Source organism: uncultured Paracoccus sp. (assembly GCF_945915435.1).
Lineage (GTDB): Bacteria > Pseudomonadota > Alphaproteobacteria > Rhodobacterales > Rhodobacteraceae > Paracoccus.
Window position 1 is genome coordinate 13,998 of the sequence record NZ_CAMEFG010000008.1, and the last position, 21,892, is coordinate 35,889.

At 67.9% G+C, this 21,892-nt stretch carries 22 protein-coding genes; 6 read left to right on the forward strand and 16 right to left on the reverse strand.

Annotated features, from left to right (window positions below):
* Positions 1–18: 18 nt before the first annotated feature.
* From Q0O97_RS04300 to Q0O97_RS04340, 9 genes are read right to left on the reverse strand one after another with little or no spacing between them, the layout of a single operon-like run.
* On the reverse strand, positions 19–420 hold the full coding sequence (locus Q0O97_RS04300) for a CBS domain-containing protein (protein WP_294925370.1): 402 nt from the start codon (positions 418–420) through the stop codon (positions 19–21).
* Positions 417–584, reverse strand: coding sequence for a hypothetical protein (locus Q0O97_RS04305; RefSeq protein WP_294925393.1), 168 nt, complete (start codon positions 582–584; stop codon positions 417–419). Before Q0O97_RS04305 ends, Q0O97_RS04300 begins: the two co-directional genes overlap by 4 nt.
* A gap of 9 nt (positions 585–593) precedes the next feature.
* Positions 594–1,520 carry an FAD:protein FMN transferase gene (locus Q0O97_RS04310; protein WP_294925396.1) on the reverse strand — a complete coding sequence of 309 codons (927 nt, stop codon included), beginning with the start codon at positions 1,518–1,520 and terminating at the stop codon, positions 594–596.
* A 2-nt stretch (positions 1,521–1,522) separates the two neighbouring features.
* Positions 1,523–2,740, reverse strand: coding sequence for an NADH:ubiquinone reductase (Na(+)-transporting) subunit F (gene nqrF, locus Q0O97_RS04315; protein WP_294925399.1), 1,218 nt, complete (start codon positions 2,738–2,740; stop codon positions 1,523–1,525).
* Positions 2,737–3,339, reverse strand: coding sequence for an NADH:ubiquinone reductase (Na(+)-transporting) subunit E (gene nqrE, locus Q0O97_RS04320; protein WP_294925402.1), 603 nt, complete (start codon positions 3,337–3,339; stop codon positions 2,737–2,739). The genes nqrF and nqrE overlap by 4 nt, the downstream gene beginning before the upstream one ends.
* The gene (locus tag Q0O97_RS04325) at positions 3,336–3,995 is read right to left on the reverse strand and encodes an NADH:ubiquinone reductase (Na(+)-transporting) subunit D (protein ID WP_294925405.1); all 660 of its coding nucleotides are present in this window, start codon (positions 3,993–3,995) and stop codon (positions 3,336–3,338) included. Before Q0O97_RS04325 ends, nqrE begins: the two co-directional genes overlap by 4 nt.
* Complete coding sequence (nqrC, locus tag Q0O97_RS04330) at positions 3,992–4,774, reverse strand: NADH:ubiquinone reductase (Na(+)-transporting) subunit C (RefSeq protein ID WP_294925407.1); 783 nt, start codon at positions 4,772–4,774, stop codon at positions 3,992–3,994. The genes Q0O97_RS04325 and nqrC overlap by 4 nt, the downstream gene beginning before the upstream one ends.
* Entirely contained in the window at positions 4,767–5,549 is a 783-nt protein-coding gene (locus Q0O97_RS04335) for an RnfABCDGE type electron transport complex subunit D (RefSeq protein WP_294925410.1), read from the reverse strand. The genes nqrC and Q0O97_RS04335 overlap by 8 nt, the downstream gene beginning before the upstream one ends.
* A complete protein-coding gene (locus Q0O97_RS04340) occupies positions 5,546–6,787 on the reverse strand; it encodes a hypothetical protein (RefSeq protein ID WP_294925413.1) in 1,242 nt (413 codons plus the stop codon). Before Q0O97_RS04340 ends, Q0O97_RS04335 begins: the two co-directional genes overlap by 4 nt.
* A gap of 190 nt (positions 6,788–6,977) precedes the next feature.
* Here Q0O97_RS04340 and Q0O97_RS04345 point away from each other — a divergent pair, with 190 nt between their 5' ends.
* Positions 6,978–7,889 (forward strand): carbohydrate kinase, encoded by a 912-nt coding sequence (locus Q0O97_RS04345; protein ID WP_294925603.1) that lies wholly within the window; start codon positions 6,978–6,980, stop codon positions 7,887–7,889.
* Positions 7,890–7,995: 106 nt separating this feature from the next.
* Here Q0O97_RS04345 and Q0O97_RS04350 read toward each other — a convergent pair whose 3' ends face one another.
* From Q0O97_RS04350 to Q0O97_RS04365, 4 genes are all read right to left on the reverse strand, one after another.
* Positions 7,996–8,541, reverse strand: a complete 546-nt coding sequence (locus Q0O97_RS04350; protein ID WP_294925416.1) for a 5-formyltetrahydrofolate cyclo-ligase — start codon at positions 8,539–8,541, stop codon at positions 7,996–7,998.
* A complete protein-coding gene (gene mgtE / locus Q0O97_RS04355; protein WP_294925419.1) occupies positions 8,538–9,920 on the reverse strand; it encodes a magnesium transporter in 1,383 nt (460 codons plus the stop codon). The genes Q0O97_RS04350 and mgtE overlap by 4 nt, the downstream gene beginning before the upstream one ends.
* An 88-nt stretch (positions 9,921–10,008) precedes the next feature.
* Positions 10,009–10,794 carry an inositol monophosphatase family protein gene (locus Q0O97_RS04360; RefSeq protein ID WP_294925423.1) on the reverse strand — a complete coding sequence of 262 codons (786 nt, stop codon included), beginning with the start codon at positions 10,792–10,794 and terminating at the stop codon, positions 10,009–10,011.
* Positions 10,795–10,851: 57 nt separating this feature from the next.
* A complete protein-coding gene (locus Q0O97_RS04365) occupies positions 10,852–11,211 on the reverse strand; it encodes a helix-turn-helix transcriptional regulator (protein WP_294925426.1) in 360 nt (119 codons plus the stop codon).
* Between the two features lie 397 nt (positions 11,212–11,608).
* Here Q0O97_RS04365 and Q0O97_RS04370 point away from each other — a divergent pair, with 397 nt between their 5' ends.
* Both Q0O97_RS04370 and Q0O97_RS04375 read left to right on the forward strand, forming a co-directional pair.
* Positions 11,609–12,379, forward strand: coding sequence for a Bax inhibitor-1/YccA family protein (locus tag Q0O97_RS04370; protein ID WP_294925429.1), 771 nt, complete (start codon positions 11,609–11,611; stop codon positions 12,377–12,379).
* Between the two features lie 306 nt (positions 12,380–12,685).
* Positions 12,686–13,996: a Hint domain-containing protein gene (locus tag Q0O97_RS04375; protein ID WP_294925432.1), complete on the forward strand. Its 1,311-nt coding sequence runs from the start codon at positions 12,686–12,688 to the stop codon at positions 13,994–13,996.
* 55 nt (positions 13,997–14,051) lie between these two features.
* On the opposite strand, the gene Q0O97_RS04380 is transcribed toward Q0O97_RS04375, so the two are convergent.
* The 3 genes from Q0O97_RS04380 to Q0O97_RS04390 are packed head-to-tail and all read right to left on the reverse strand — an operon-like array spanning position 14,052 to position 18,367.
* Positions 14,052–15,644: a gamma-glutamyltransferase family protein gene (locus Q0O97_RS04380; RefSeq protein ID WP_294925436.1), complete on the reverse strand. Its 1,593-nt coding sequence runs from the start codon at positions 15,642–15,644 to the stop codon at positions 14,052–14,054.
* On the reverse strand, positions 15,641–17,194 hold the full coding sequence (locus Q0O97_RS04385) for an acetolactate synthase large subunit (RefSeq protein WP_294925439.1): 1,554 nt from the start codon (positions 17,192–17,194) through the stop codon (positions 15,641–15,643). Before Q0O97_RS04385 ends, Q0O97_RS04380 begins: the two co-directional genes overlap by 4 nt.
* A gap of 45 nt (positions 17,195–17,239) precedes the next feature.
* A complete protein-coding gene (locus Q0O97_RS04390) occupies positions 17,240–18,367 on the reverse strand; it encodes an aminotransferase class V-fold PLP-dependent enzyme (RefSeq protein ID WP_294925442.1) in 1,128 nt (375 codons plus the stop codon).
* A 139-nt stretch (positions 18,368–18,506) separates the two neighbouring features.
* On the opposite strand from Q0O97_RS04390, the gene Q0O97_RS04395 reads away from it, so the two are divergent.
* Genes Q0O97_RS04395 through Q0O97_RS04405 form a run of 3 tightly spaced genes read left to right on the forward strand, consistent with a single transcriptional unit; the run spans position 18,507 to position 21,891 of the window.
* Positions 18,507–19,223, forward strand: a complete 717-nt coding sequence (locus Q0O97_RS04395) for a type 1 glutamine amidotransferase (protein WP_294925445.1) — start codon at positions 18,507–18,509, stop codon at positions 19,221–19,223.
* Positions 19,220–20,578 (forward strand): glutamine synthetase family protein, encoded by a 1,359-nt coding sequence (locus Q0O97_RS04400; RefSeq protein WP_294925448.1) that lies wholly within the window; start codon positions 19,220–19,222, stop codon positions 20,576–20,578. The genes Q0O97_RS04395 and Q0O97_RS04400 overlap by 4 nt, the downstream gene beginning before the upstream one ends.
* Before the next feature lie 2 nt (positions 20,579–20,580).
* A complete protein-coding gene (locus Q0O97_RS04405; RefSeq protein WP_294925451.1) occupies positions 20,581–21,891 on the forward strand; it encodes an FAD-binding oxidoreductase in 1,311 nt (436 codons plus the stop codon).
* Position 21,892 lies beyond the last annotated feature (1 nt).

The window sequence follows — 21,892 nt, forward strand, 5'->3', positions numbered from 1 at the left end:
TCCTTGGGGTTGAAGTTTCTAGCGCCACTGTTTCGACAGGGCGCGCAAGACGTCGGTGCGGCTGATCTGGCCGACCAGCCTGCCTTCATGGGTCACGGGAAAGCGGCGATAGGGGCTGTTGACGAAATGCCCGGCCGCCGAAACCAGATCGAGGCCCGCATCCAGCGTTTCGGGGTCCACCGTCATCAGCTCGGCGACGGTGCCGCCCCATTCCTTGTAATAGGCGGCGTTCAGCGCGGCCTTCAGGCAGTCGCGCTTGGACAGCACGCCCGCCAGGTTGCCCTCGGCATCAAGGACGCAGGCGCCGGAAACCCCGCTGTCCAGCAGGACGGTGACGGCGCGGATGATTTCCATTCCCGCGGTCAGGGTGATCAGTTCGGTGCGCATGTGATCGGCGACGGTGGCGATGGGCTGGGTCATCGGTCGTTCCCCCCGGATTTCCTGCGCGGGCAGGCGTGGCATGCGTTGTTGCAGGCCAGCCCCCCGCAGGATCCGCGCAGCGGCGCGCGGCGAAGGATCGCGCCAAGGGCCAGCCCGGTCACGGACAGGCCAAGGATGACGAAGGTCAGGATCACGGTCTGCATCTTTTCCCCCTATGCCCCAAAGCCGGGGCTGGCCGCCCGGCGCAGCCCGCCGCCCTCGCGGATCAGGAACATCGCCTCGGCCCCCTGCGCGGTGACGAAATCCATCCCCCGCGCCTCGCCCATGACCAGCGCGGCGGTGGCCAGCGCATCGGCACTCATGGCGTCGCGGGCGATGACCGAGACCGAGGCGATCCCGCCCCGCACCGGCTGGCCCGTCGCCGGGTCGATCACATGCGACCAGCGCCGCCCGGCCAGGTCATAGCCGTTCACCCCGTCGCCCGAGGTCGCCAGCGCGGCATCCGCCAGCCGCAACCGGCTGTGGATACCGCCCCGGATGGGATCGGCGATGCCCACGGGCCAGTCGCCACGGGCGCGGATCTCGCCCCCGATCTCGATGATGAAGCGGTCGCTTTGCCGGGCAAGGATCGTTGTCAGCGCATCGACGGCAAAGCCCTTGGCGATGCCGCACAGGTCCAGCGTCACTGGCGCGCGGGCGCTCAGGCGTTGACCTTCGCAACGGATGTCGCGCCAGCCGCCGGGCCGCAGGCTGCCCCGGATCGGGCCGAAGCCGTAGCGGTTCACCGCCGGGCCGACGGTCGGGTCGAAGGCGCCGCCGCTGGCCTTCGCCACGGCCAGCGCCGCCTGCACAACGCGCTGGAAATCGGCCGAGACCACGGTTTCCACGGCCCCGGCGTTGAAACGCGACAGGGCGCTGTCGGGACGGAAAGGGCTCATCTCGGCGTCGATCAGGCCAAGCGCGGCCTCGATCCAGCGCGCGGTTTCGCCGGGGTCGGGGATGGCGGTGGCGGCCACGCTCCACCCCGTGCCGAAGGCCCGGCCCGTCAGGCGGGTCTGGTTGCCCGCCACCGCACGGATCGGGCCAAGCCCTGCGACTGCGGCAAGTCCGAACATGGTCTGGCGTCTGGTCAAGCGCATGGTCAGATCCCGAAATCGTCGTTGTGGATATCCGCCGGATCGACCCCGCAATCGTCCAGCATCGCCTGGACCGCCTGGATCATCAGCGGCGGCCCGCAGAGGTAATATTCGCAATCCTCGGGCGCGGGATGGTCGCGCAGGTGGTTGCGATAGGCAACGTCGTGGACAAAGCCCGTCGCGCCTTGCCAACCGTCGTCCCTCGCGGGCTGCGACAGGGCGGGGGTCCAGCGGAAATTGGGGTGGGCGGCAGCCAGTTCCTCGAACTCGGCGGCATAGAACAGTTCCGCCCCGGATCGCGCCCCATACCAGAAGCTGATCGGGCGCGTCGTGCCAAGGGCAAGCTGTTCGTGGATCATCGCGCGCAGCGGCGCCATGCCGACCCCGCCGCCGATAAAGACCATCTCGCGGTCCGTGTCCTGCACCCGGAAATCGCCATAAGGACCGGCGATTTCCACCTTGTCGCCCGGCTTCAGCCCGAACAGCCAGGACGAGACGATGCCCGGCGGCGCATCCGGCACGCCCGGCGGCGGCGTCGCCAGCCGGATGTTCAGCACCACCACCCCCCGGTCCTGCGGACGCGAGGCGACCGAATAGGCGCGCGAGACAGGCGCGCCCGACCCCGCCACCAGACCCAGGATGCCAAGCCGCTGCCATTCCTGGCGGTGATCGTCGGGAATGGCGATGTCGCGATAGGCCAGCCGATAGGCGGGCGCGTTCACCTGCACGAAATTGCCCGCGTGAAAGTCGAATTCGGCGCCTTCGGGCAGGGCCAGCACGATCTCGCGGATCAGCGGCGTCAGGGGGGTGATCCGCGCCACGGTGCAACTGTGGCTGGCCGATCCCATGATGTCCTCGGCCACGCTCAGCGCCATGTCGCCGCGCACGGTAACCTGGCAGGCCAGCCGCACGCCCGCGCGCAGGTCGGCGGGGGACAGCCGGGCGGTCTCGGTCGCCAATGGCCCTTGCGTGCCGGTCACGTCGCTGACCCGGCACAGCCCGCAGGTCCCCTGCCCCGCGCAGCCCGAAGGCACCGGGACGCCCGCGCCGTTCAACACGTCCAGCAGCTTGGCGTTGCTGCGCCCCTCGATCCGGTGCTGGCCGTTGATCGTCAGCACCACCGGGCGCGAAGGCAGCAGCCGCGCCCGCATCCGCTGAAGCAGGAAGGCCAGCAGGACCGTCAGCCCGGTCAGGAAGATGAACGTGACGACGATCTCGGTCATGGCAGGCCGACCCCCACGAATGCGGAAAAGCCCATCGACATGATCCCCGCGACGATGAAGGCCGCGCCCAGCCCCTCCAGCCCGCGCGGGATGTCGGCATAGCGCAGCCGTTCGCGGATGGCGGCGAAGGCGGTGATCGCCAAGGCCCAGCCGATGCCGGTCCCCAGCCCGTAGACGGCGCTTTCGGCCAGGGTATAGTCGCGTTCGACCATGAAGAGGCTGGCGCCGATGATGGCGCAGTTGATCGCCAGCAGGGGCAGATAGATCCCCATCGCGGCATGCAGCGCGGGGGCGAAGCGGTCTAGCACCATCTCAAGCACCTGCACCATCGCGGCGACGATGCCCAGGAAGGTGATCAGCCGCAGAAAGCCCAGGTCCAGATCGCCCATGCCGGCCCATGCCAGCGCGCCCGGCGCAAGGAAATTGGCGTAGAGCAGATGGTTCAGCGGCACGCTGATCCCCTGCACCACGATCAGCGACACGCCTACGCCGAAGGCCGTCTTGACCTGACGCGACACGGCCAGGAAGGTGCACATGCCCAGAAAGAAGGACAGCGCCAGGTTTTCCTCGAAGATCGAGCGTTGGAACAGGTCGATCATGGCCGCGCCTCCTTGCCCGGACGGCGCAGGGCGAATTCGCGCGGTTCGGCCAGGCGGGGGCGCCAGACGCGCATCGCCCAGACCAGCAGCCCGATGATGATGAAGGCCGAGGGCGCCAGCAGCATCAGCCGCAAGGGCACGAACCAGCCGCCTTCGGCCTGCGTGGCAAGGACCTGCACCCCGAACAGCGACCCGGCCCCGAACAACTCGCGGATCGCGGCGACCACCATAAGCACGAGGCTGTAGCCCAAGCCGTTGCCAAGCCCGTCCAGCATGGAAGGCAGGGGCGGGTTGCGCATCGCATAGGCCTCGGTCCGTCCAAGGACGATGCAATTCGTCGCGATCAGCGAGACGAAGACCGTCAGGCGCTGGCTCATCTCGTATGCGAAAGCCTGCAAGAGCTGGTCGGCCAGGATCACCAGCGTCGCGATGATGGTCAGTTGCACGATGATGCGGATCTGGCTGGGGACATGGGCGCGGATCGCGCTGATGATCCCCGCCGCCAGCACCAGCACCACGGTCAGCGCGACCGACATGGTCAGCGCCGTGGACATCGAGGTCGTGACCGCCAGCGCCGAGCAGATGCCCAGGATATGCACCGCGACCGGGTTCTTGTCGACCAGCGGGTCGGCGATCTGTTTCAATGCGGGTTTCATCGCCATGTCCCTTCGCGCAGGTTGTCGAGGAAGGGGCCGAACCCGTCCTCGCCCAGCCAGAAATGCACCATGTCCACGGCGGCGTAGCTGGTGACGGACGCGCCCGAGATCATCTCGACCTCATAGGGTCCCGACGCGCCCGAGGTGGTGTCGATCATGACGAACCCGTCCTCGGCCACCTGCTTGCCGGTCCAGCCCTGCTGGAAGGCGGGTTCGGCCACCCGCGCGCCAAGGCCGGGGGTCTCGCCCTGCTGGTAGACGGAGTAGGCGGCGACGGTGTTCAGGTCGCCCTCGAGCGCCAGATAGGCATGGATCATCGACTGATAGCCCGCGCCGCGCACCGGCAGGACGACCAACCGCAGGTCGTCCCCCTCGCGCACCATCCAGACCAGCGATTCGTCTTCACGGCGCGAGATGGCGGCAAGGTCCTGCGCCGGGGTCAGTGCGGTGCTGCGCTCGGGATCCTGCGCGGCCGCAGCCTGGTCGAAGCTGGCCGGGTCGGTGTCGCTGATGCGGCCGGTGGCCAGGTCGACGACATGGGTTTCGATCCCGCCGTTTTCCAGCAATTCGGCGATGCCCGGCACCGCTTCCAGCATCGCCGCCATCTGCCCGGCGCGGGCGGCAAGGCGGTTTTCCTCTTGCAAGGGGCGCAGCAGGACCGCCGAGACCGACAGGACAAGCGCGCAAAGGGCCGCGACGATCGCCGCCACCCCCATCGCCTTGGCGGGATCGTCGTTCGGGCGGTCGAGAAAGCGCCGCAGGGGGTTGCGCTCAGCCATTGCGCAACCTCGCTGCCCGGCGGCGCATCAGCCGGACGTGGACCGCGACCACCATGCTGTCGAACAACGGCGCGAAGACCTGCGCCAGCAGCGTCGCAAAGACCACCGCGCCAAGCGGCCCGCCCGCCGTGGTGAACAGCACCGCCAGCCCGCCCGTCAGCAACCCGCAGATCACCCGCCCCGCATCCGTCGCGCCGGACGTCACCGGGTCCGCCGAAAGATAGACCAGCGCCAGCAACAGTGCCCCCGCGACCGGCGACGGCGCCAGCAGGCCGGGATCGATCACCAGCGCGGCCACGGCGACCCCCGCCGCTAGCCCCAGCAGCACCGTCACCCGCGCCTGGCCTGACAGCACCAGCAGGACCAGCGCGGGCAGCGCGGCGGCCAGGGGCATCTCGGGCGGATCGCGCCAGGGCTGATCGGTGAAGGAAAAGGCAAGACAGGCCAGCACCAGCACCACGGGCTGGACAAAGTTGCGCCCCCGCCCGCCGAATATCGCCTCGCCCAGGACCATGCCGAAGCTGATGCCGATGACCAACTGCCAGAAGGGCGCCTCGGGCGGGACCAGGATCGCGACCAGCAGGCCCGAGACCAACCCGTGCAGCGCCAGCCCCTGCCCTCGCGCCAACGCAAAGACCACCTGCCAGCACAGCACCAGCCCCACGCTGGCCACCAGCCGCGGCAGCAGCCAGCCGTCATGCGCAGCCAGCCAGGCAAGCGGCATCGCCAGCCCCGCCAGCGCCGTCAGGTCGTCGCGCAGGATGGTGGCCCTCATGCCAGCGCCTCCAGTTCGTTCAGGGTCTGGCGCAACAGGTCGGTGTAATCCGTCCCGCCGCGATTGCCGCCAAGGCGAGCGTTCAGGGCGGCCAGGTCCTCCTCCAGCAGGCCCAGGACCCCCAGGTCCCGCGCCGCCCCCGCATCGCCCGAGGCCAGCGCACGCAGCAGCGCGACCGGCAGGACGCCGGGCGGTGCCGCCGCCTCGTCCCAGGCGTTCGGGATAAAGGCCGGGCGCGCGGGCGCCATCAGGCGGCGCAGCGGGCCGGGGCGCGGCACATCGCGATGGGGAAGCGCGGTGACCTGCACCACGCTCCGGCGCAGGTAGGGCAGCGCCAGCCCCGCATCCAGTCCCCCCGCCAGCAACCGCAGCGGAACGTCCGCCAGGCGCCCGCGCGCGATGTCGTGCAGCCGCGCGCCCAGGGGCGCGGCGACCAGCCCCGGCGACGCCACCGCCGGTCCCCAGACCGAAACGACGCGCCGCTGCCAGATCCGCCCCGTCTGCAACAGGCAGCCAAGCGCGATGACCTCTTGCCAGGCGATCTGCCAGACCATGCCGCCATGCGCGACGGGGTGCAGCCGGTGGATATGCGTGCCCGCCAGCCCCGCCGGATGCGGCCCGCCAAAGGCGCGCGCAGTGACGCCCTCGACCTCGGCCACCGCCATCCCCGGCGCATGGCACAGCCACACCGGCCCGTCCGACAGCACCGGCAGCGCGGCCAGGCCCAACCGGAACCATTCCAAGAACTCGCCGATCACCGCCGAAGCATCCGGCGCGCCGGGCGTGCTTTCCATCGCCGTCACGAAAAGCGCGTCGGGCGGGCGCGCCGGATCGGCCACACGGCCAAAGGGACGCGCACGCATCCCGGCCCACAGGCCCGCCTCGACCATCAGCCGGATCAGCCCCTCGCGCGTCGGCACCCCCGGGATATCGAAGCCGGCCGCCTCATCCCCCGCCGGTTCGATCTCAAGCGCCGAGACCCCGCGTCGCGGCCCCGGCTCAAGCCGCGACACCCGCCCCGAGACGGGTGCGACCACGGTGATCCACGGGCGCTTGCGGTCCGACAGCAAGCGCTGGCCGGCGGCGACCCGCTGGCCCTCGGCCACGGCGACAACCGGACGCAAGGCGGCCAGATCGCCGCCATGGATGCCCAGGACGCCCGGCGCGCAATCATCCGCCAAGTCGCGGATCGGCCCTCCGGTCAGCTCTGCCTCGGCGGAACGCCGTGGAAAATGCATGAACCCTCCTTGTCCATGTGGTCCTGAAATGCTCGTTTTGCGACTTCGGCCAAGGGTGGACCGGGGCGGGTCCGGGTTCTTTGACCTGAATCAAGCGCGGGCGGGTTCCGCCGGCCCGGCCATCCGCACCCCCTTTCCCGAAGGAAAACCTTGCTCTAATACGGCAGGGGAAACGATGGGGGGCAGGCGCGTGATCCTTTGCGCGGGCGAATCGCTGATCGACATGATCCCGCAAGGCGGCGGCTTTCGCGCGCTGCCCGGCGGCTCGGTCTACAACACCGCCATCGCGCTGGGCAGGCTGGGGGTGGCGACTTCCTACCTCTGGCCGATCTCGCGCGATCCCTTCGGCCAGATGCTGCTGGCGCCCCTGCAACAGGCCGGGGTGGACATCACGCTTTGCCCGCGCACCGACCGGCTGACGACGCTGGCCTTCGTCACGCTCGAAAATGGCGAGGCGCGCTATTCCTTCTACGACGAAGGCTCGGCCGGGCGCATGTTCGCACCGCAGGACCTGCCGCCCCTGCCCCCGGCCACCTCGGCGCTGTTCGTCGGCGGCATCAGCCTCGTCCCCGACCCCTGCGGCGCCACGATCGAGAAGCTGGTCGAACAGGCCCGCGCCCGCAGCGTCCCGGTCATGCTGGACCCCAATATCCGCCCCTTCTTCATCCGGGACGAATCCGGCTTTCGCGACAGGCTGACCCGGCTCATCTCGCGCGCCGATATCGTCAAGCTCTCGGCCGACGACCTCGACTGGCTGCACCCGCAGGGGGGGCGGCGGGCCATCGCACGGATCCAGGACCTCGGCCCCCGCATCATCCTGCAAACCGGCGGCGACGAGGGCGCCACGGCCCATTGGCAAGGCCAGGCCATCGCGGCAAGGGCGGTCAAGGTCGCCGTCGCCGACACCATCGGCGCGGGCGACACCTTCAATGCGGGTGTGCTGGCCGCCCTGTCGCAAAAGGGCGCGCTGGCCCGGGGAATGGACGGTATCGACCGCGACATTCTCGGCGCGGCCCTCGACCTTGGCACGCGCGCGGCGGCGATCACGGTCTCGCGCCCCGGCGCAAACCCGCCCTGGTCCTACGAATTGCCCCCGGCCTGACCGCATCGGGCGCCGCGCCCGGTTTCTTCATCACCCAAATACCCATGCGACATCGCCCGCAAGCGCCGATCATGCCGCCTGCCGGGCCGACCCCAAAACGGGAACCTCAGGGCCGGATGATCTCGCGATCCGTCACGATCAGGTCCATCGGCTGGTCCACCGGCTCGACCGGGATATCGGGCAGTTCCTGCACCGCCCAGGCCAGCGCGACCGCCAGGACATCGCCCCCGCGGCGCAGCTTCTCCAGCGTGCGGTCGTAATAGCCGCCGCCATAGCCCAGCCGGTTGCCGCGCCTGTCGAAACCGGCCAGAGGCACGATCAGCACCTCGGGCAGAACCTCGGGCGCGCCTTCTTCGGGGTGGCGGGTGCCGAAACCGCCCCGCTCCAGCCTGGTCGGATCGCCGTCCCATGCCCGGAAGATCAGCGGCGTTCCCCGCGCCGTCACCACGGGCAGGCACAGCGGCCCGGCATGGGCGGCCATCGCGGGCCGCGGGTCGGCCTCGTCGCGGATCGGCCAATAGCCCGACAGGACCGCGCCGGGCCGGGCCGCCAGCACATCTTGCAGATGGCGCATCAGGCTTGCCGCGTCCCCCCCCCCCGACCGGGCGGCAAGGGCCTGGTGGCGCAGCCGTTCCTTGGCCAGGGCGGTCATAGCAGCATCCATGACGCCAACCCCAGGAAAGCGAAAAAGCCCATCACGTCGGTCATCGTCGTGACGAAAGTCCCCGAGGCCAGCGCCGGGTCCAGCCCCAGCCTGCTCAGCGCCAGCGGCACCAGAACCCCGCCGGTGGCCGCGACGATCTGGTTGGCGATCATCGCCATGCCCAGAACCGCGCCGATCCACGGGCTGCCCAGCAGCAGCGCGCCCGCGGCAAACAGGATCACCGCCAGCCCCAACCCGTTCAGCAACCCCGCCATCAACTCGCGCAGGATCACGCGCCGGGCATTGGCAGCGGTCAACTCGCGCGTGGCCAGTGCCCGCACGGCTACGGCCAGCGATTGCGTCCCTGCGATGCCGCCCGTCGAGGCCACGATCGGCATCAGCGCAGCCAGGATCACCAGCGCGCTCAGCGTGTCCTCGAACTGCGCGATCACCAGCGCCGAGATCGAGGCGGTGCAGAGGTTGATGACCAGCCAGGGCAGCCGCTGGCGCGCGGTGGCGAAAGCGCTGTCGGAAACGTGGCTGTCCTCGGCCACCCGCGCCATGCGCAGGAAGTCCTCTTCATGTTCCTCGTCCAGCACCGACATGGCGTCGTCGATGGTGATGATGCCGACCAGCCGGTCGTGGTCGTCCACCACCGGGGCCGAAATCAGGTGATACTGGTTGAAGATATAGGCGACGTCGCCCTCGTCCTGCCGCGCCTTGACGGTGCGGAAACTGTCCTCGGCGATGTCCTTCAGCAGCATTTGCGGGCGCGAGGACAGGATCTTGCCCAGCGTGACATAGCCCGTCGGATGGCGGCGCGGATCGACCAGCACAACGTGATAGAACTGGTCGGGCAGCCAGTCCTCGGAGCGCAGGAAGGCGATGGCGTCGCCGACGGTCCAATGCTCGGGCGCGGTCACCACATCGGGCTGCATCAGGCGCCCGGCCGAGTTCTCGGGATAGGTCAGCGACTGCTCGACCGCGGCCCTGTCCGAATCGTCCAGCGCGGCCAGAAGCGCGCGCTGGTCGGTTTCCTCAAGGTCCTCCAGCAGGTCCACGACGTCGTCGTTGTCCATCTCGCGGACGGCTTCGGCGACGATTTCGTGCGGCAGCAGGTCGACGACCTCTTCGCGGATCGATTCGTCGATCTCGGACAGGATCTCGCCGTCGATCTCGCCGGAATAGAGCGACAGGAAGGCCCGGCGGCGCGCGGGCGAAAGCTGCTCGATCACGTCGGCGATATCGGCGGCGTGCATCGGCTCCAGCAGTTGATCCAGCGCGGCCTGGTCGCCGTCGTCCACCGCCTCGATGATCCTGCCGATCGATTCGCTGACCGGGGTGAACTCATCGTCCAGGGGCGTGTCGGCGTCGCGGGTCGTGGTCATCGGCGCGCTCCTGTCGTGCGGGGATCCAATCGTGGGCGCAACATAGTGCGCTGCCCGCGCGGCGACAATCAGGTGCGGTGCATTTCCTTCAGCCCGCCAGCAATTCCAGCGCGGCGGCGTGCAATTCGGGCGAGGCGGCGGCAATCACGCGCCCGCCTTCGTGGGCAGGCCCGCCCTCCCAATCGCTGACAATGCCCCCGGCGGCCCGGATCACCGCGATCGGGGCGGCGATATCGTAGGATTGCAGCCCCGCCTCGATCACCAGGTCGACGTGACCGGCGGCAAGCAGGGCATAGGCATAGCAATCAATGCCGTAGCGGGTCAGCTTCACCCGGCTTGCCACGCGCGCGAAACCCGCCTGATCCGTGGCCGAGCCGACCTCGGGATAGGTCGACATCAAAAGCGCCTGCCCCAGTTCCACATCCCGGCGCACGGCAAGCGGCGCGACGCCGCGGCGGCTGGTCAGCGTGGCAAGGCCGAAGCCGCCCTCGAACCGTTCCTCGGTATAGGGCTGGTCGATGATGCCGTAGATCGGACCGCTTTCATCCGCCACGCCGATCAGGACGCCCCAAGTCGGCGCGCCCGCGATGAAGGCGCGGGTGCCGTCGATCGGGTCCAGGATCCAGGTCAGGCCCGAATCGCCCCGCTGGAACCCGTATTCCTCGCCCAGGATCGAATCGCCGGGCCGCCGCGCGGCGAGAATCGCCCGCATCGCCTTTTCGCTGGCGCGGTCGGCCTGGGTCACCGGGTCATAGCCCTGCCCCGCCTTGTTGTCGGGCCGCAGGGCGGGGTCGCGGAACAGGCGCAACGTCTCGGCCCGCGCGGCATCGGCAAGCAGATGGGCAGTCGCGCGGATATCGTCAATATCTGTCATGGCCGTCCCCTTGATCCGCGCGGACAGCCGCAATCCGCCCGGCGGATCGGGAAAAGATCAGGCGGCGTCCGAAAGGACGCGGGCAAGCTCGAAAATCTGGCGGCGCTGGACTTCAGGCATGGCGTAATAGGCCCGGACCAGTTGCAGCGCCTCTTTGTCCGCAAGGATATCGCCCTCGATCTCTTGCCGGCTGCGGTCCTCGGTCAGGCCCTCGAAGAAGAAGCTGACGGGCACGTCCACGGCCTGGGCGATGTCCCACAGGCGCGAAGCCGAGACGCGGTTCATGCCGGTTTCATATTTCTGAATCTGCTGGAACTTGATGCCGACCTTTTCGGCCAGTTGCTGCTGCGTCATGCCGATCATCCAGCGACGATGGCGGATGCGCTTGCCGACATGCAGGTCTACATTATGTTTCATACCAACACCTCACTTGTCCAAAACGGCGATGATCCGTCCGCGGGACCAGAAAACACCAAAATACGGCCCGAACGGAACAGGATCGCCCAGCCCGGCCAAACACACAAAACTCAGCCGCGCCTATTTTCTACAACGGTTTTCGATATTGCCAAGCCTCAATACGCATTAAAGGCGAAAAACCCCCGAGGACACGTCCGAAAAGTGGAAATCCGCCGATGCCGCTCCCAGTTTGAACCAAGAGGTTCAGGCCGCGAACGGGCCGGACGATCTGACAAGCTGTTGATCGATGCGTTTTTATGCACTGCGGCATTGAAAAAACGGCTAAACTCACGATATTCATGCCAAGGGAACGGTGGACCGACCGGGTCGCACCGCGATTTCTGACCGGGGAGAAACGATGGCAGATTACAACACGATCCGCACGGCCGGGACCGCAGCACACTCGGCCGCCGTGGATGCAGGGCTTCGCGCCTATATGAACAAGGTCTACGGCCTGATGGCTGTGGGCATGCTTCTTACCGCCGCAACCGCCTGGGGCCTGTCGGGGCTGACGCTGTCCGCGACCCCGACGCCCTATATGCTGGGCGAAGGCAAATATCTGACCGAGCTTGGCCGCACGCTCTATGTCAGCCCGCTGAAATGGGCCGTCATGTTCGCGCCGCTGCTGATGGTCTTCGCCTTCGGGGCTGCGCTGAACCGCCTGTCCGTGCAGGGCGCCACGCTGCTGTTTTACGCCTTCGCAGCGGTGATGGGCATCTCGATCAGCTGGATCTTCGTCGCCTATACCTCTTTCTCGATCGTCCAGACCTTCCTGGTGACCGCCATCGCCTTCGCGGGGCTGTCGCTTTACGGCTATACGACGAAGAAGGACCTGTCGGCGATGGGCACCTTCCTGATGATGGGGCTGATCGGCCTGATCGTCGCGATGATCGTCAACATCTTCCTGCAATCCAGCGCGATGCAATTCGCGATCTCGGTGATCGGCGTGCTGATCTTTGCGGGCCTGACCGCCTACGACACGCAGAACATCAAGAACACCTATCTGTCGCTGGCCGGATCCGATCAGGATTTCCTGGGCAAGACCGCGATCATGGGCGCGCTGAAGCTGTATCTGGACTTCCTGAACCTGTTCATGTTCCTGCTTCAGTTCCTGGGCAACCGCGAGTGATCGCGGCCCACAGGGCAGGAAAGACAGCAAAAGGCCGGGCTTGTCCCGGCCTTTTTCATTTTTGGACCGCTTTTCCTGCTCCAGGCGAATAACTGACCTGTTCGGTTTTTCAACTTGTTAATTTCATTGCGAAATCTATCCCGATAGCTGCCTTTGCCCTGTTTGGCAGGCCCTGTTCGCGCAGGGTCGCGGGCCTTGTCGTGCAGCCGTTTCTGCCCGCGCAAGAACCCCGGCCCCAATCGCAGTCGCAGGCAGGCAACCGATTACGCGCGGCAAGCTGCGTATCTGATTTTAAAAGGTGTTGCGATGAAAGATTTCCACGGCGGCAAGAATTCCGGCAAGGGGGGCGGTCATTGGGACAAGAACCCCGGCAAGGGCGGTCACGGCGGCAAGCATCCCGGAAAAGACGACCACGGCGACAAGCATCCGGGCAAGGACGGCCATTGCGGTCCCAAGGAACCGGGATGCGAGGACATGATCCATATCGGCAAGCTGCCCGACATGGACCCGAACGAAAAGAAACCCGGTGCCGAATATGCCCACAAATACCTGGGCGGCAAGGGATTCGGCGACCCGGACAATCCGCTTTACAGCCAGTTGGTCGAGGTCAACCTGAACGACAAGAACGGCGACGGCATCATCAAGGACAACGGCCAGTCTGGCGGCAAGCATTGGGGCAAGCACGGCAAGCCCGAGACCATCACCCATGATGCGACCGGCTCGTCCAAGGACTATCACGTCGACAGCGCCTTTCTGGTCAAGAACACCTCGGTCACCTTCCTCAACGAGGACGGCACGACCGAAACGGTGAAGATGTCCGTGCGCGTGATGCAGGACACCGGCGGCAATACCTTCATCATGCCGCCCCCGGTCAAGGCTTCGGTCAAGGAAATCGAGATGATGACCTCGCGTCCCATCGTCTCGGTCGAATTCTCGAAGAACCCCAAGGATTTCGACCTGTGCTATGACAGCATCTTCACCGACCGCGCCTGCTTCCCCTGCTTCGTGCGCGGCACCCTGATCGAGACCGAGTTCGGCGCCCTGCCGATCCAGGACCTGCGCGAGGGGATGAAGGTCTGGACCCGCGACAACGGCATGCAGCCCATCCGCTGGATCGGCTCGCGCAAGCTGGGGGCCTCCATCCTGGCCACCGCGCCCAACCTGGCGCCGATCCGCATCAAGGCGGGCACGCTTGGCGCGGGCAAGCCCGAGCGCGACCTGCTGGTGTCGCCGCAGCACCGGGTCCTGGTGCGCTCGCGCATCGCGCAGAAGATCTTCGGCTGCGACGAGGTGCTGGTCGCCGCCAAGCAGCTTTTGCAGATCGAGGGGATCGACGTCGTATCGGATCTGCCCGAGGTGGAATATTTCCACATCCTGTTCGACCGGCACGAAATCGTCCTGTCCGAGGGCGCCGAAACGGAATCGCTCTACACCGGGGCCGAGGCGCTCAAATCCCTGGGCCATGCCGCACGGGAAGAGATCTTCACCCTCTTTCCCAACCTGCGCGACACGGATGCAGCGGACGCGATTCCCGGCGCGCGCCTGCTGGCATCGGGCCGTCTTGGCCGCAAGCTGGCCGTGCGCCACGTCCAGAACCGCAAGGCGCTGGTGCAGTAACAGCCACCCTTCACGAACATGGAAAGGCCGGTCCCTGGGGGCCGGCCTTTTCGCGTCAGAAACCGATGGCAACGCCGTCCTTGCGGCTGTCCGACCCGCCGACAAGGCAACCCGTCCGATGGTCGATCCAGATCGCCTGGGCGCCCCCGATGGGCTTGGCCAGGATCGAAAGCCGATGCCCCCTTGCGGCGAGGTCGCGGCGCGTGGCCTCGTCCACCGTCGCCTCAAGCTGCAATTCCCCGTCGAAGGCAAAGCTGCGCGGCTGCTCCATCGCCGCTTGCGGGTCCATCCCGCGGTCCAGCATATCCGACAGGAAGGCCGCATGGCCCGCCGCCTGGTAATGGCCACCCATCACGCCAAAGGGCATGACGACCCGCCCCCGATGGCGCAGCATTCCGGGAATGATCGTATGCATCGGACGCTTGCCCGGCCCGATGGCGTTGGGGTGACCCTCGTGCAATCGGAACGAGGCCCCGCGATTGTGGAAAAGCACCCCGGTTTCGGGACAAAGCCGCGTCGAGCCAAAGGGATAGTAGATCGAATTGATGAACGAGATCGCATTGCCCTGCCCGTCCACCGCGCAAAGACAGATCGTGTCCTTGTGTTCGGCCTCGTTCCACAGCACCGGGGGCTGCGCGCGGGCGGGGTCGATGCGGGCGCGCAGCCCGGTGATGAGATCATCCGACAGCAGCCGGTCGGCCAGCCCCGCGCAATGGTCGGGATCGGCCAGCAGCGCGTCGCGGTGGTGATAGGCCAGCTTGGTCGCCTCGGCCTGCAAATGGATGCGGTCGGCCAAGGGCAGATCGGGGCCAAGGTCGAAGCCTTCCAGCATCCGCAGGATCATCAGCGCGATCAGCCCCTGCCCGTTCGGGCCGCATTCCACAACCTCGTGGCCGCGATAGCTGGCGCTGATCGGCTGCTCCCACCGGGCGGCTTCCAGGCCGTCGCGGAAGTCCTGTTCGTCCTGCAACCCGCCAAGGGACCGCAAGTGCCGGACCATCGCAGCGGCGGTGGGGCCGGTATAGAAGGCCTCGGCCCCGTGTTCGGCGATCTCGTGCAGGCGGGCGGCCAGCAGGGGCTGGGTCAGCACCTGCCCCGCGACCGGCACCTTGCCACCGGGCAGGAACAGCGCGCTGGCATGGGCATCGCCGCGCAGATCCTTGGCATAGCGCCCGAAATCCCAGGCGACGCGGGCGGACAGGGGAAAACCCTGACGGGCATAGCGGATCGCGGGGGCGAACAGGCGCGACAGCGGCAGCGACCCATGATCGCGGTGCAGCAGGCACCATGCCGAGACCGCCCCCGGAATCGTCACCGCATGGGCGCTGGTCCTGTCGATGGCGCTGGCCCCGGTGGCGCGGATCGCGGCGGGCGTGGCGGCGGCAGGCGCGCGGCCCGATCCGTTCAGCGCCCGCACCTCGCCCCCGGCGGGGGCATAGAGGACGAAGCAGTCGCCGCCGATCCCGGTCATATGCGGATCGACCACGCATTGCACCGCATTGGCGCAGATGGCGGCATCGGCGGCGGTCCCGCCCTCGGCCAGCACCGCAAGCCCCGCCGCGCTGGCAAGGGAATGCGAGGTGGCGATCATCGCCTGCGGCGCATGGGCGGCGGGACGGCGGCCCGACAGAAAGGAAAAGCCGCTCATAGAACCGCCTCGATCAGGAAGGGACCGGGTTCATGGATCGCGGCGGACAGGATGCGGTGCAATTCCGCCGCGCATTCGACGCGGGCGGCGGGCACGCCCATCCCCCTGGCCAGCGCGACGAAATCCAGATCGGGACGGCGCAGGTCCAGCATGTTCAGCGCATCCGGGCCGGGATTGGCGCCGACATTGAACAGTTCCTGCTTCAGCAGGTCATAGCTCTTGTTGGCGAAGATGACGGTGGTGATGTTGAGCTGCTCGCGCGCCTGCGTCCACAGCGCCTGGATCGTATACATGGCCGAGCCGTCGGCTTGCAGCGCCACCACGGGCCGGTCCGGGCAGGCGATGGCCGCGCCGATGGACAGCGGCGGCCCGATGCCGATGGCGCCGCCCGTCAGCGCCAGCCAGGAATGGGGCGGCGCACCGGCGGTCAGCCCCTCGACCTCGCCCCCGCTGGTCAGGCTTTCATCGACGATGATCGCCCCTTCGGGCAGGGCCGAGGCAATGGCGGCGGACAGCGGCCCGTCGGACAGCGGCCCGGCCTGCGGCGCCTCGGGGCGGGGGGCGTCCTTGGGGCGGATCGCCCTGGCGCCGATGGCATCGGCCAGCGCCTCGACGGCGGCGCGCCCGTCCTGGTCGAAGCCGGCAAGCTGGATGACCTCGCACGCCTGGGGCAACAGCAGGCTGGGGCGGTCGGGATAGGCGAAGAAGGCGACGGGCGCCTGCGCCTCAATCAGGATGGCGCGGCGGAAGCCGGACAGCCGCCCGAGGGCCATGTCGATGGGATAGGGGATGCGCGGGATATCGGCGCGGCCCGCCCCCCGCTCGATCCGGCGGGTCGAGTTGGGGGCCATCAGTTGCGCCCCGGTCTGCCGCGCGATCCCGGCCAGCAGGCGGGTCGCATCCGGGTCCTCCAGCACGGTGCCGCCGCAAAGGATCAGCGTCCCCGGACCAAGCGCCGAAACCGCGCTGCGGATCACCTGCGGGTCCAGCGGCTGCGGGCCTTGGGGCGGCAGCGGCGGGCTGATCCGGCCGCCTTCGTCCCAGCCGATGTCCGCGGGCGCGATCAGGGTCGCGATCCGTCCGGGGTGGCCCTTCGCGGCGGCCAGCCCCTCGATCGCGTCGCGGGCGATGGTCCCGGCGGTCTCAGCGGTGCGCACCCAATCGGAAAACACCGCCGCCGCGCCCTCGACATCCGCCGTCAGCGGCGCGTCGTAGCGCAGGTGGCGCAGCGCATGGTTGCCCACGAGGTTCAGCATGGGCACCCGCGCCTTCCTGGCATTGTGCAGGTTCGCCCCCGCATTCGCCAGCCCCGGCGCCAGATGCAGCAGCGTCACCGCGGGCTTGCCCGCCATGCGCGCATAGCCGTCCGCCGCGCCCGAGACGACGCCCTCGAACAGGCCAAGCACGCAACGCATCAGCCGGGTGCGGTCCAGCGCATCGACGAATTGCATTTCCGATGTGCCGGGGTTGGCGAAACAGACCTCGACACCGCCCATCGACAGGCTGCGCACGAGGCTTTCGGCGCCGTTCATCTTCCGGTCGTCGGTCATGGGCGCACCCTCCTTGTCCGGGCGCAGGCGCGCCCCGCCTGCCGGTTACAGGACCGCGTCCAGCGCGGTTCTCAGCCGCGCGATGGCGGCATCGACATCGGCCAGCTTGTCCAGCCCGAACAGCCCGATGCGGAAGGTGCGGAAATCGGTGCCCTCGCCCACCTGCAAGGGCACGCCCGCCGCGATCTGCACGCCTTGGGCCAGGAACTTGGCGCCGCTGTGGATTTCGGGATCCGAAGTATAGGCGACCACCACGCCCGGCGCGCCGAAACCCTCGGCGGCCAGCAGGCGAAAGCCCTTTTCGCGAAGCAAGGCACGCACCCCGTCGCCCAGCCGCCATTGCGCCTGGCGGGCGGCGTCAAAGCCCATGCTGCGCGTTTCCTCCATTGCGTCGCGCAGCCCTTGCAGCGCGTCGGTGGGCAGGGTCGCATGATAGGCGTGGCCGCCGTTTTCATAGGCGGCCATGATCGCGCGCCATTTCTTCAGGTCCAGGAAGAAGCTGTCGCTGGCGGTTTCCTCAAGCCGGGCGGCGGCGCGATCCGACAGCATCACCATCCCCGCCGAGGGCGAGGCCGACCAGCCCTTTTGCGGGGCCGAGATCAGCACATCCACCCCCGTGGCCTTCATGTCGACCCAGACCGCGCCCGAGGCGATGCAGTCCAGCACCATGACCGCCCCCACCTCATGGGCGGCATCGGCAAGGGCGCGGATGTAGCCGTCGGGCAGGATCAGCCCCGCCGCGGTCTCGACATGGGGCGCGAAAACCGCATCGGGGCGGGTTTCGCGGATCTTGGCGACGACCTCCTCGATGGGTGGGGGTGAAAAGCTGGCCTGCGGCTCGTTTCCGGTCGCGCGGGCCATGACGACGGTGGTTTCGCGGGCAAAACCGCCCGCCTCGAAGATCTGGCTCCAGCGATAGCTGAAAAAGCCGTTGCGGACGACCAGCGCATGGGCGTCGCGGGCGAACTGGCGCGCAACCGATTCCATCGCCGCCGAACCGCCGCCCGGCACCAGCGCCACGCTGTCGGCCCCATAGACCTCGCGCAGCGTGGCCGAGATGTCGCGCATCACCTGCTGAAAGCGCCGCGACATGTGATTAAGCGAGCGGTCGGTGAACACGACCGAATATTCAAGCAATCCATCCGGGTCGATATCGTCGCGCAGGGCGGGCATGGCGGTCTCCTCTTGATACTTGCCCGTGGATAGCATGGCGGGCCGTGCCGGGGCAGTCCTCTTTTTGCCGCGTGGCGGATGCACTTGCCGCGCAGGCCCCGCGCGACTACCTTTGCAGCGAACCAACAAGAGCCATTCGATGCATATCGGCATATTGAAATGCGGCCAGTCCCCCGAGGCCATCCGGGGTGAACTGGGCGATTACGACACCCTTTTCGAAAACCTGCTGGCGGGGCGCGGCTTCCGCTTCACCTCGTGGCATGTCGAGGCGATGGAGTTTCCCGCCAGCGTCCAGGACGCGCAGGGCTGGCTGCTGACCGGATCGCGCCACGGCACCTATGAGAACCACCCCTTCATCCCCCCGTTGGAGGATTTCATCCGCCGCGCCTTTGCCGCCCATGTGCCGCTGGCCGGCATCTGCTTTGGCCACCAGATCATCGCGCAGGCGCTTGGCGGCAAGGTCGTCAAAAGCCCTGCTGGCTGGGTGGTCGGGCCGCAGGAATACGACTTCGGCGGCCAGCCCGTCGTGCTGAACGCCTGGCACCAGGACCAGGTGGTCGAACTGCCGCCGGGTGCGCAGGTGATCGCATCCAATCCGCAGTGTCCCTATGCCGCGCTGGCCTATGGCGATGACGCCCTGACCGTTCAGGCGCATCCTGAATTCGACGAGTGTTTCGTGCAGGGGCTGATCCGCCACCGCTCGGCCGGGGTGGTGCCGCCCGAACTGGTCCGGCAGGCGCAGGATCGGATGGGCGCGGCAAACCCCGGCCCGCAGGCAGGGCTTCTGGCCGACCGGCTCGAGGGCTTCTTCAAGGCCCCCCGCGCCGCAAAGGCAACCGACAGGGGGGCCGCATGAAACCCGAATGGCTGCAAGACGCACCCGAGGCGGCGCGCGATTACGTCGAGGGCCGCAGGCTGGACGAGGTCGAATGCATCGTCGCCGATATCGCGGGCGTGGCGCGCGGCAAGGCGATGCCCGCCTCGAAGTTCGCCAAGCAGGAACGGTTCTACCTGCCCAACTCGATCTTTTTGCAAACGATCACGGGGGAATGGGCCGACAACCCCTCGGGCGCGTTCACGGAACCGGACATGATCCTGACGCCCGATTTCTCGACCACCGCCGCCGCGCCCTGGACGGCGGACGTGACGCTGATGGTCATCCACGACGTCAGCGACCCGCAGGGCAACCCGATCCCGGTCGCCCCGCGCAACCTGCTCAAGCGGGTGATGAAGCTTTACGAAGACAAGGGCTGGCGCCCCATCGTCGCCCCCGAGATGGAGTTTTTCCTGGTCGCCCGCAACGTCGATCCGAACCAGCCGATCATCCCGCCGATGGGCCGCACCGGCAGGCGCGCGGCGGCAAAACAGGCTTATTCCATGTCGGCGGTGGACGAATACGGCAAGGTGATCGACGACATCTATGACTTTGCCGAGGCGCAGGGCTTCGAGATCGACGGCATCCTGCAAGAGGGCGGCGCGGGCCAGGTCGAGATCAACCTCAACCACGGGGACCCGGTGCATCTGGCCGACCAGATCTTCTACTTCAAGCGCCTGATCCGCGAGGCCGCGCTGCGCCACGACTGTTTCGCCACCTTCATGGCCAAGCCGATCGAGGACGAACCGGGCAGCGCCATGCATATCCACCACTCGATCGTGGACCTGAAGACCGGGCGCAACATCTTTTCCGACGACCAGGGACGCGAAACGCCGCAGTTCCTGCATTTCATCGCCGGGATGCAGAACCACCTGCCCGCCGCCATCGCGCTGCTGGCGCCCTATGTGAACAGCTACCGCCGCTATGTCCCCGATTTCGCGGCACCGATCAATCTGGAATGGGGCCGCGACAACCGCACGACGGGGCTGCGCGTCCCGGTCTCGGGGCCTGAATCGCGGCGTGTGGAAAACCGGCTGGCGGGGATGGATTGCAACCCCTACCTGGGGCTGGCCGCCAGCCTCGCCTGCGGCTACCTGGGGCTGATCGAGCAGCAGAACCCGCGCGCCGAATGCATCGGCGACGCCTATATGGCCGATGACGAACTGCCCTATAACCTTGGCGACGCGCTGGACCTGATGGACGAAAGCGCCCCCATGCGCGAGGTGCTGGGGTCCGAGTTCGTGGACGTCTACCAATCTGTAAAACGCAACGAATACAAGGAATTCCTGCAAGTCATCAGCCCGTGGGAACGCGAACACCTGCTGCTGAACGTCTGACGATGGGCCTGCTTCATCTCAACGACCGGCCGGGGGAGTATCCGCCCAGCCTCTATGCCGAGACCCGCGACGAGGCGCCCGAATTCGCCCCCCTGCGCGGCGAACTGCGGGCGGATGTGGGCATCGTCGGCGGCGGCTATACCGGGCTGTCCGCCGCATGGCACCTGGCGCAGGCGGGCTATTCGGTCGCGCTGCTGGAGGCGCATCGGGTGGGCTTCGGCGCATCGGGGCGCAACGGCGGGCAGGTCGGATCGGGCCAGCGGCTGGAGGTGGACGCGCTTGAGCGCATGGCAGGGCGCGAAACCGCTCGCCGCCTTTGGGACCTGGCGGAAGAGGCCAAGGCGCTGGTCCGCGACATCGCCGGGCGCAGCGGCGTACCCTATCATCCGGGGCTGGCCCATGCCTTCCGCTCGGCCCGCGAATATGACGAGGCGCGGCGCCATATCGACCATCTCGCGCGGCATTACGATTACGGCCTGATCCAGCCGCTGGGGCGCGAGGCGTTCCGCGCCATCCTGCCCTCGGACCGCTACTGTGCAGGCGAGCTGGACGAGGGTGCGGGCCATCTGCATCCTCTGAACCTGGCCCTTGGCTTGGCGCGGCTGGCGGCGCAGGCGGGGGCCGGCATCTTTGATCACAGCACCGTCACCCGCATCGACCACGCCCCGCGCGCGGGCGGCGAAAGCGTGCTGCATTGCGCGCAGGGGCGGGTGCGCTGCAACCACGTCATCCTTGCCGCCAACGGCTATCTGGACGATCTGGACCGGACCGTCGCCGCACGGGTCATGCCGATCAACAATTACATCGTGGCGACCGAGCCACTGGGCGAACGCGCCGCGCAGGTGCTGACGCGCGACATCGCGGTGCATGACACGAAATTCGTGGTGAACTACTGGCGGCTGTCGCAGGACAGGCGCCTGATCTTCGGCGGGGGCGAGACGATCACCTATCGCTTTCCCCGCGACATCGCCGCCAAGGTGCGCAAGCCGCTGTTGCAGATCTATCCCGGACTGTCCGATGTGCGGCTGACCCATGCCTGGGGCGGCACGCTGGCGATCACGCGCACGCGGATGCCATGCTTCGCGCGACCCGCGCCGAACTGCATGTCCGCCAGCGGCTATTCGGGCCACGGCGTCGCGCTGGCTACGCTGGCAGGCAGGCTGATGGCCCGCGCCGTCGCAGGCCAGGCCGAAGATTTCGACGTGATGGCCAGCCTCAGGCCCCCCGCCTTTCCGGGCGGCAGCCTGCTGCGCCAGCCGCTGCTGATCGCCGGGATGGCGTGGTTTTCGCTGCGCGACCGGCTGGGGTTCTAGC